The organism is Micromonospora sp. NPDC048040 (assembly GCF_055587185.1).
The window spans coordinates 39436-47787 of record NZ_JBVJGT010000051.1 but is presented as its reverse complement, the minus strand read 5'-3'; the positions used below and the strand labels follow the sequence as shown (position 1 = coordinate 47787).

Below are 8352 nucleotides of genomic sequence, written 5' to 3'. Positions count from 1 at the left end.
CCGCCGACCTGGACACGCTCACCGAACTGGCGCCGCAGGTGCCCGAACCGTACCGCCTAACGCTCATCGGCTACGCCTACGCTCGCGGCACCTAGGACATCCCACCGTATCGACTTTCGCGAGTCCGACGCCGCCTCGACCGTCACGCCTTTGGTTACCTGCCTCGCGCGTCCGTTTACCCACGGTAACGAGGCGTAGGAGACCGGCGCGCACGGTCGGCGGCAGATCAGGACGCCCGGATCATCAGAGTTCATCACTGGGCAAGCTGGCGGCAGGCATCCCGGCCGCGTGGTAACCCGGCCTCCTTGAATACCAGCCCGCAGCTGCCGTTCTTCGGATCCCAGAGTTGATCGTTGGCGACCAGAGCACGAAGGAGCGCACGCTGTGAGTCGGTCAACGGCCGGCACGGGCCGTACGGCTCGGCGAAGGCAAAACGCACGACCGCACCCCACCCGTCGTCGAATCCGGTCCAACTGTCCCGCCTGGCAACCTCGCAAGCGGCTGTTGCGATCCGGTCGAAGTCGGAGGCGACGCGGATCGCTGCGGCGACGAGTTCAAACTGGTGCAGGCTTGGAGACGGCGGCTCCGCCAGCACGGCGAGGATCAGCTGTTGGCTCCGCGGATCGTCCTCGTGGGCCAGCGCGGCCCGCAGCCGGACCGCGGGGTCTGGGTCAAAGAGCAGGCCACGGAGATCCACGCCCAGCTGGCCGAGGCAGTGAACCCAAGGGGCTCGCGGCCCGGGGCCGCGTTGCAGCCAGCCTCTGATAACGGCAGCGAGGTCCTCGCGCCGGTCTATCAGTGGCGCCATCCGGGCGATCGCCACGAGGTTTTCCGCATAGAACAGAGCGCGGTCAGGCACCGACGTTTCCAGCAGCGCAAGCACCACCGGGTATGCCGCTGCCACGGCATCGGCGACGTCTGGCAGTTCCTCGGCGAAGTGAGGGTCCCCTGCTAAGCCGGTCACGCTCGAGGCCGCATCACCCAGAAACTCCACGAGCGAATCGACCGTGTCCGGGTGCGCCCGGCCTTCGGCGAGGAGCGCGGTCACGGCCCGGACGGCCGGCGCGGTCGCGGTCTCGGGGAAACCCTGATGCAGCACCGCGATCTGAAGGTGCTCCAGCGCCGCCTCGCGGGCCTCGGCATCGCCGACCTCCAGCGCGCGCAGATGCTCCAGGGTGTCTATCGCCCGGCCGTACGCGTGCCGCAGCTGCCACCAGTCAACCGTCAGCATGGACTCTCCGCTTCAGTGAGAAGACACCGATGATGGCAGGGCCCGCTTCAACCACACCACGCGGTTAACATCCGCTCTTCGGCACGTCCGGATGCATGCACCCGCGAGCCGATTACTTGCGTGACGAGCGCTTCGCGGCAGATCCCTGTACCTGATCACGAGCTGGGGACGACATGACTACGGTCTGAGTCACGCAGATGGATCATGGTGTCGGCCAGACCGCCGCCGCTCCCCGGGTCGGCGCTATCGTGCGGCGCATGCGCGTTCCTGGATGGTTAGACGACACCCGGACCTCCTACGACACGGTGGCGGTCAGCTACGCCGACCTGCTGCGCGACGCTCTCGCCCGCGAACCGTTCCAGCGGGGCATCCTCGCCCTCTTCGCCGAACTGGTCCGCGCCCAGGGGAACGGGCCGGTCGCCGATGTCGGCTGCGGCCCCGGCCGGATCACCGCCCACCTGCACAGCATCGGCCTGGACGCGTTCGGCATCGACCTGTCCCCCGCGATGATCGACGTGGCCCGACGGGACCATCCCGGCCTGCGCTTCGAGGTCGGCTCCATGACGCGCCTCGAACTGGCCGACGACTGCCTGACCGGTCTGCTCGCCTGGTTCTCCCTGATCCACGTCCCCGACGACGAGGTATCCATAGTCCTCGCCGAGTTCCACCGCGTTCTGCGGCCCGGCGGGGTCATGCTGCTCGGATTCCATGCCGGCGACGGCAGTCGACTCAAGACGGAGGGCTACGGTGGCCACCCGATGAACGTCTACGTGCACCGCCGCCCACCGGATCGGGTCGCGGCCTGGCTGGACGCCGCAGGCTTCACCGTCGAGGCCGAGATGGTGCACCGCCCAGCCCCGAACGTCGAGGGCGGGTTCATCTTTGCTCAGCGGTGAGGTGGGCGGAGGCATCCGAATCGCGGCCCGAGACGCGCCGGACGCCTACCCTCGCGAAGGGGCTTGTCCTGTTCGGGCCTCGGTGTCAGATATTCAAGTCGGACCGTTGTACCGATGTGTTCGGTGCGCGCTTCCCAGCACGACTACGCCGGCCGCAGCCGCTCCTCGTCGCGTTCCGTGACGCCCGATCGGCGGCAGATCCGTGCGTTCCGACCTGAGCGTGGCAGGCCCTGTCAGCGGTCCGCAAAGCACTCGTCAACTGGGCACCGGGCTGTTCATCGGTAGAGCGGCTGGTCCTGGGTGGGGTCGGCGGGGACCACGTCGAGGCGCGGGTCGGTGGTGAGTTGGGTGATCAGCGCCCGGGTCCCGCCGATCCCGGCCCAGTGCGGATCGACGTCTTTGGCCACGCACCAGGCGTGATCAGCGGGCCAGGCGAATGCCGGCTCGGCGTTGCTGAGACGACGCTGGCCCGGCCACCCCGTAGCGGTGTCCCATGTGCCGACGTCGGCTAACGGCCCTCGAAACAACCAGTACGCACGGTGGGGCACCACAACCTTGGGCACACGCGGTGTCGAGGGCGGGGCAGCGGGTGTGGGTGCCAGTCCCGGCTGGCCGCCGAGCCGCTCGAGCAGGCCGCCTGTGTTCTCCTCGTCGATGTACACGGCGTCGTCGTCGGCTGCGTCGTCGGCGTCGCCGAAGCCTTCCCAGACGCAGAAGTAGCAGTCTTCGGGGGTCGTGGTGTGGGTGGCCAGCACCTCGAAAAGGGTGGGCAGCTGGTCGGTGGGCCAGTCCGCATCGACGTCGTTCTCGCTCTGGCCGGGGCGTGTCGGATCGGGCAGGAACCGAAGCCGCCCGTAGGCGTCGAAGCCCGCAGGGCCGAGGCCCACAAGCTGCTGCCACGGCAGGTCGCTGTGGGCGATCCAGCCGGCGGCCGACAGTTCCCGACAGAAGTTGAGTGTCACCCACACAGGAAACGCCAAGTAACGCCCGGACGGCGGCAAATCCGGTTAGCGGATCCGGAACTCCGCCAGTTGCAAGTCGCCGTCCTTGCATCCGGGCCTCCCTCTGGACATGATCAAAGCATGGTTGAAAGAACGGACACCACTACCGCCTGATGAGCGGGCCAACTGCACGGCTGCGCATCTGGCGCGCCCTACCCGACCGCTATGCGGACAGGAATGTGGCAGCTTCCACGGTCGACGCCGCCGGACGCGTCATCGCGCTCCTGGTCGCTCCGGATGCGACCTGTACCGAGCGGGGAGCCGCGCTCCAGCCGTACGCCGCGACCGCGGTCGTCATCGACGGCAGCGATATCACCGAGGTCGCCATACCAGAACTCGACCTGCGGTTCCCCAAAATCGACGTCCTCGGTGACGGCTTCGTCCTGGCGGCAGCACGATGCCGGATGCCCACCGGGCCGGCGGCCACCACGGTCGCCGAACTCGAGGCACAGATCCCCCACAACGCGCGCATCGTCAACGCCGACGGCTCGATCCGGACTACCTTCCACGCCGGCGACGGCATCGAGCAACTGATGGTCGACCGGGCAGGCAACATCTGGATCGGTTACTTTGACGAGGCTTCCATCTGCGCGCCGCATCCGGTCAGGCAGAACCGCACGCAACCGCCCCGCCGCAGGAGCATGTCCATGCCCGGCCTCATTCGCTGGACCGCGACCGGCGACGCCGCCTGGTATGCGCCCCAAGATCGGAACGGCCCAGCAAGCTGGGTCGACTGCTACGCGCTCAACGTCGGCGCCCACCGCACCTGGGCATATCCGTACCCGGGCTTCCCACTTGTGGAGATCGACCAGGACGGGGTGCGCTGCGTACGTCGAACGCCCGTCCGCTCCGCGGGTGGCGTCATCGTTGCCGGCCAGCGTGTGGCGTTCGTGGCCGGCCAGGGACACGGCCCGCAAGCCGCCGGCCGCTACTTGGTCACCTACTCCCGAATCATCGATGGCCCGGTCGAAGCCACCACGACAGCGCCACTCCTCCTTCCCGCCGGCCACCGCCCAACCACCTGGGCACGGCGAACAGTGTGCCGGGACAACCGAATGTGGATGCAGTTCGGCGACGAACGGACCTGGTACGTCCTCACCATGTGAGCGAGTCGCCATCGGCTCGGGTGGTTTACCGAACCCCCCGACACGCACCCTTCTCGGCAATAGCGGATGCCCAGCATCTGACGTCGGCATCGCCGGCAACGCAGATCGTGGCCGTATCCGGCGCCGCCGGTGTTCTATGGGATCAACTCAGCCACGGGAAGCGCCTCGTCCAGCCGACCAGCGGCCAGGTCGTCGTGACGGATCACGAAACTCCCGTCACTCCGGTAATAGAACTCGTTATCTACGGGAAAGCGGGCGAGCGACACCCACTCAATCGTCAGCCGGTGCGTCTCCTTCTCCACATGCGAATACCATTTCGCGACCGGGATGACGATCTCGCCCGTCTTTTCGCGCCACGCGAGGGTCTGCTCCGCAATACTCTTGATTACCTCCTCGTCGGCATACCCGCCGATATAGGCGCTGGCGTACCCGTTGTCAGGCGGCCAGAGATCGTTGGCCAGAGCACAGAGTTCGTCAAGGTGCGGCAGGTCACGCTCGAGGTCACGGGCCAACTGCTGCTGGAAGGGCGACAGGTCGTCCTGGTCCTCGTCGTCCTCGTCCGCCCCGAACCAATCGGGAAACTCCGCGCGCAGCGTGGCGCCGACGTCGTACTGCTTGTCGACGAACGCGTGGTCGGTGGATCCTGCCGCCACCTCGGTATCGGTGCCGGCCGGCACATACACGACTCGCCCGTACCTCCGCTCCCCGGTGGCAGCGGCCTGCTCGTGGTCCAGGAAGAACAGCAGCGAGCCGTCTGCCGGCAGGCCGAAGCCGTCGACTCTTGGCAGCGCCGCACAGTCGACCGAGAAGATGAACGGCAACGGACTGCCCCCGTCGGACGGCCAGTCCATGCCCACCGGCAGCCGGGGCAACCCACCGAACTGCCCGACCGGAACACCGCTGGAACCTCCGCCCAACCGGATCGACAAACGGAGGTGCTGGATAAACCGGCTGACCTCGTCGTCCGGGATGCCCAACGCGAGCGCTGCACGACGAAGCTGCCCCTGATGATCCATAGCGCAACATGGTGCCACGAGGGCGAGCCCGGCGACCGGGTGACCCACGGCCCGCACGCGCTGTCGTCGGCATCGCTGCCGCCGTGATCGGTGCGCACATCTCGGCAAAATGCGGATACGGAGTTGCGGTCAGCCCTCTTTGCGCGGCCCGCCACTTTAGGAAGCGGCGGGGCCGCTGGGGCTGCCCGCCGCGGTCATGGCAGTCCGCCGCTTTGACCGCTGCCCATCCCTCCGAGCTGACGTCAGCCCCGTGCCTGGCTCTCCGCCGGAGCCGGTGGTGCTCACGTGTCGGCTAGGTTGCTCCGCAGCTGGCTGGCGAGCGTGATGGTTGTTTCCTGGGGTTCGGCGTCGAGGTCGGCCAGGGCTTTGGTCAGGGCACGCAGAAGGGTGCGGATGCCGTCGGCGTCGCCGAGGGCGTGGCGGGCGCGCATGGCGCGTGTGTACAGGGCTTCGTTGTAGCGGTCCAGTCCGATGGCTTTGTCGAGTAGGTCGGATGCGCCCTGTGGGTCAGTGTCGACGAGGTCGTCTGCGAGCAGCAGGTGGGCTTCGGTGCCCCAGCGGCGCACGGTCTCCCGATGCGGCTGGAGCCATTCGTAGTCTTGGCCGTCTGCCAGTGGCGCGGTGTAGAGGTCGCAGGCGGTGGTGAGCAGTTCGCGGCGGCGAGGGCCGGTGGCGATGGTGGCTGTGCGCAGCAGGTCGCGGAGGGTCCAGACGTCGACGTCGACGGTGGCTGGGTCGAGCCGGTAGCGTCCGGCGCTTTTGACGACGTAGGCGTTCTTGGCGTCGGGGGTGCTGGCTCGGCCGAGTACGTGTCGTAGGTTGCTCGCGTTGGTGTGCACGCGTTGGTCGGCTTGGCTGATGCGGGCGTCGGGTTCGAGGTATTCGCCGATCTCGCGGGTGGTGACTCCGTCGGGGTGGCAGGCCAGGAACACGGCGAGTTCGAGGGCTTTGGCGCGCAGCGGGCGGCCGGGTTGGGTGATGGTCTCGATTCGCGGCGGTCCGAGTACCCGCAGTCGTGCGTTGCCGGTGGCGTTGGTCTCGAGAGTTGCCGTGGCCGGTGTGGGTCGGTCGGGGAACGCGTTGTCGGTTCGGCTCGCGTGAAGTGGGACGCCCGGGCCTGGTGCAGCGGGTGGCGGGAGCGCGGTGGGTTGCCCTGTCTGCGCCTCTCGCAGGGTCGTGAGGATCTGTATCGCGGTGTGGGTCTCGAGTACGGGTACGCGCGGTGGGGTCGGCTCGGTGGTCGACCCGGATGCGAGCGCGGTCTGGCCGTCCGGGGCGACGTCGATGGTGACGCCGTGCTTCCACTCGTCGAGCAGCACGGCGGACACATTCAGGTCGCCGCCGAGCGTGAGGACGGTCTTGGCCCGCATGGAGGCGTTGGCGGGCGGGGCCGCGGTGATAAGCACGACCGCTGGCAGAGCTTCTTCGTCGGGGGCCTGCTGGCGCAGAGTGTCAAGATCGGTCAACGCGTGCTCGTCGAGGATACGGCTGCGGTGCAGGAGCCGGGCCTCGATCGCGGTGAGCGCGCCGTCAATGCTGTCGGCGACGTGCAGCCGTGGCCATGGCTCGAGGGCCATCGTTTCGGGACCGAGGAGCGTGACAAGGGTGGCGGCATCGATGATGACTTCACCGCGTGCGTCGGGGTGGTGTGGGCCGCCGGCGGCCAGGACGGCGACGAGAGCGGCGCGGGCGGCGGCGTGCGCGCCGTCGCCGACGACGCCGATTCCGCCGGTCGGCAGCGTCGCAAGTTCGGGTATGAGGGCTGGCGGCTGACTGTTGTTGTCGTCCGGTTTCGGTGGCTTGTTGTTGCGGGCAGCCACGGCTCGGCGGATCTGGACCACCGGTGGTGGCAGCTCGACGGGCGGGTCGGCGTCGGCTTCGCCGGTGTAGTGGCGCCGGCGTTGAAGCCAGACCAGCGTGGCGGCGGCGCTGATCGCGGCGGCGAGCGACCAGGGCAGCCAGTTGGAGGCCGACAGCGGCACACCGTGTTCGTCGGCGGCGATGGCGGGGCTGTACGTGTCGGTGACAGCCGGCGAGATCGGCGGCGGTGCGGCCGGGCTGGAAGCCGCCGACGAGGGGGCCAGCGAGGATGCCGACGCGCTCGGGGCTGGCGATGGTGTTGTGCTGGGGATGGTGGCCGGCTTCTGGGCGGTGGCGGGTGGCGGCGCGGTGGGACCTGGTGGCTCTGGGGAGGCGCTGGGCGATGCGGGCGGTGCTGCAGGCCGGGTCGTGGTCGCCGACGGTGGGTCGGTTGGCGTTGCGGGTTTTGCAGCTTTCGGCGGGCGGGCGTCGGAGGGCAGTCGGAGTTCCCAGCCGGGGTAGATGAGGTCGCAGTCGCGCAGGGCACCGCCGACGCCGGGGTAGTGGCGGTGTTTGTTCAGGTGGCAGATCTCCGGCCATCGGTCCGCGTCGCCGAGCCACTCCTTGGCGACCTTGGACAGAGTGTCGTGTCGCTCGACCGTATACCGGTAGCGCTGGTCGGCGACCTGAATGAGTGCGGGCCCGCGGGCGGCGGCCTGCAGAGGAATGTCGACGCGCTGGGTCACGGCGTCCGGCGCCGCCGGCTGGTCCGGGGTTATCGCGTGGTCGAGCGAGCCGGCGGACGTGACGGCAAGCGCGGCGGTGCCAGCCAGGCCGAACACGAGCCGGTGCAGCGGCGCCGGCAGCCTGAGCACGGGAATGCGCCACCGGGTCAGCGCCGTAAGAATCTCGGCGAGAAGGAGTGCCCCGAACACGCCCCACAGCAGCCACATCGCCCAGAGGGCCGCGCCGATGAGGACGTCCGGGGTGAATCGTCCGCTGGAGCGCTCGAACCAGTCCGGGATCTGCGACCAGGCCGGCAGCCGCCGAACGGGGTTTCCGCCAGCAAGCCACAGCAGCGTCGGCACCGCCGCCAGGAAGATCCCTGCGCCGATGACCACGCGAGCGGCACTGGCAAGGGACCGGGGCAGGGACGTACGGCGTGGGGACGACTCGTGTGGAGGGTGGACCGTGGCCCGTGTCCCATATTCGGCCAGTCGGTCTCCTCTATCCGGGGACTTCTGTGGCACCCGTCCTCCCCTGCGGTTGATCGTCGGTCTCTCCGCATACACGAGAATCAGC

At 68.7% G+C, this 8352-nt stretch carries 6 protein-coding genes; 2 read left to right on the top strand and 4 right to left on the bottom strand.

The features are described 5' to 3' along the window. Nucleotides 1-253 precede the first annotated feature (253 nt). Nucleotides 254-1231 carry a hypothetical protein gene (locus ACZ6O2_RS29880; RefSeq protein WP_350712708.1) on the bottom strand — a complete coding sequence of 326 codons (978 nt, stop codon included), beginning with the start codon at nucleotides 1229-1231 and terminating at the stop codon, nucleotides 254-256. A gap of 257 nt (nucleotides 1232-1488) precedes the next feature. Between ACZ6O2_RS29880 and ACZ6O2_RS29875 the strand changes: the two genes are divergently transcribed. Further along, nucleotides 1489-2127 carry a class I SAM-dependent methyltransferase gene (locus ACZ6O2_RS29875; protein WP_466025191.1) on the top strand — a complete coding sequence of 213 codons (639 nt, stop codon included), beginning with the start codon at nucleotides 1489-1491 and terminating at the stop codon, nucleotides 2125-2127. A 275-nt stretch (nucleotides 2128-2402) separates the two neighbouring features. Here ACZ6O2_RS29875 and ACZ6O2_RS29870 read toward each other — a convergent pair whose 3' ends face one another. Beyond that, the gene (locus ACZ6O2_RS29870; protein ID WP_466025190.1) at nucleotides 2403-3089 is read right to left on the bottom strand and encodes a hypothetical protein; all 687 of its coding nucleotides are present in this window, start codon (nucleotides 3087-3089) and stop codon (nucleotides 2403-2405) included. Between the two features lie 152 nt (nucleotides 3090-3241). Between ACZ6O2_RS29870 and ACZ6O2_RS29865 the strand changes: the two genes are divergently transcribed. After that, a complete protein-coding gene (locus tag ACZ6O2_RS29865; protein ID WP_466025189.1) occupies nucleotides 3242-4234 on the top strand; it encodes a hypothetical protein in 993 nt (330 codons plus the stop codon). Nucleotides 4235-4368: 134 nt separating this feature from the next. Here ACZ6O2_RS29865 and ACZ6O2_RS29860 read toward each other — a convergent pair whose 3' ends face one another. Together ACZ6O2_RS29860 and ACZ6O2_RS29855 are read right to left on the bottom strand one after the other, a co-directional pair. Next, entirely contained in the window at nucleotides 4369-5250 is an 882-nt protein-coding gene (locus ACZ6O2_RS29860; protein ID WP_466025188.1) for a DUF1963 domain-containing protein, read from the bottom strand. Between the two features lie 281 nt (nucleotides 5251-5531). Next, on the bottom strand, nucleotides 5532-8171 hold the full coding sequence (locus ACZ6O2_RS29855) for a transcriptional regulator (protein ID WP_466025187.1): 2640 nt from the start codon (nucleotides 8169-8171) through the stop codon (nucleotides 5532-5534). Between the last annotated feature and the right edge of the window lie 181 nt (nucleotides 8172-8352).

Excerpts from the sequence above, each read along its gene's own strand:
- ACZ6O2_RS29880 (WP_350712708.1), bottom strand. The coding sequence starts at position 1,231 with ATGCTGACGGTTGACTGGTGGCAGCTGCGGCACGCGTACGGCCGGGCG.
- ACZ6O2_RS29875 (WP_466025191.1), top strand. The coding sequence starts at position 1,489 with ATGCGCGTTCCTGGATGGTTAGACGACACCCGGACCTCCTACGACACG.
- ACZ6O2_RS29865 (WP_466025189.1), top strand. The coding sequence starts at position 3,242 with ATGAGCGGGCCAACTGCACGGCTGCGCATCTGGCGCGCCCTACCCGAC.
- ACZ6O2_RS29860 (WP_466025188.1), bottom strand. The coding sequence starts at position 5,250 with ATGGATCATCAGGGGCAGCTTCGTCGTGCAGCGCTCGCGTTGGGCATC.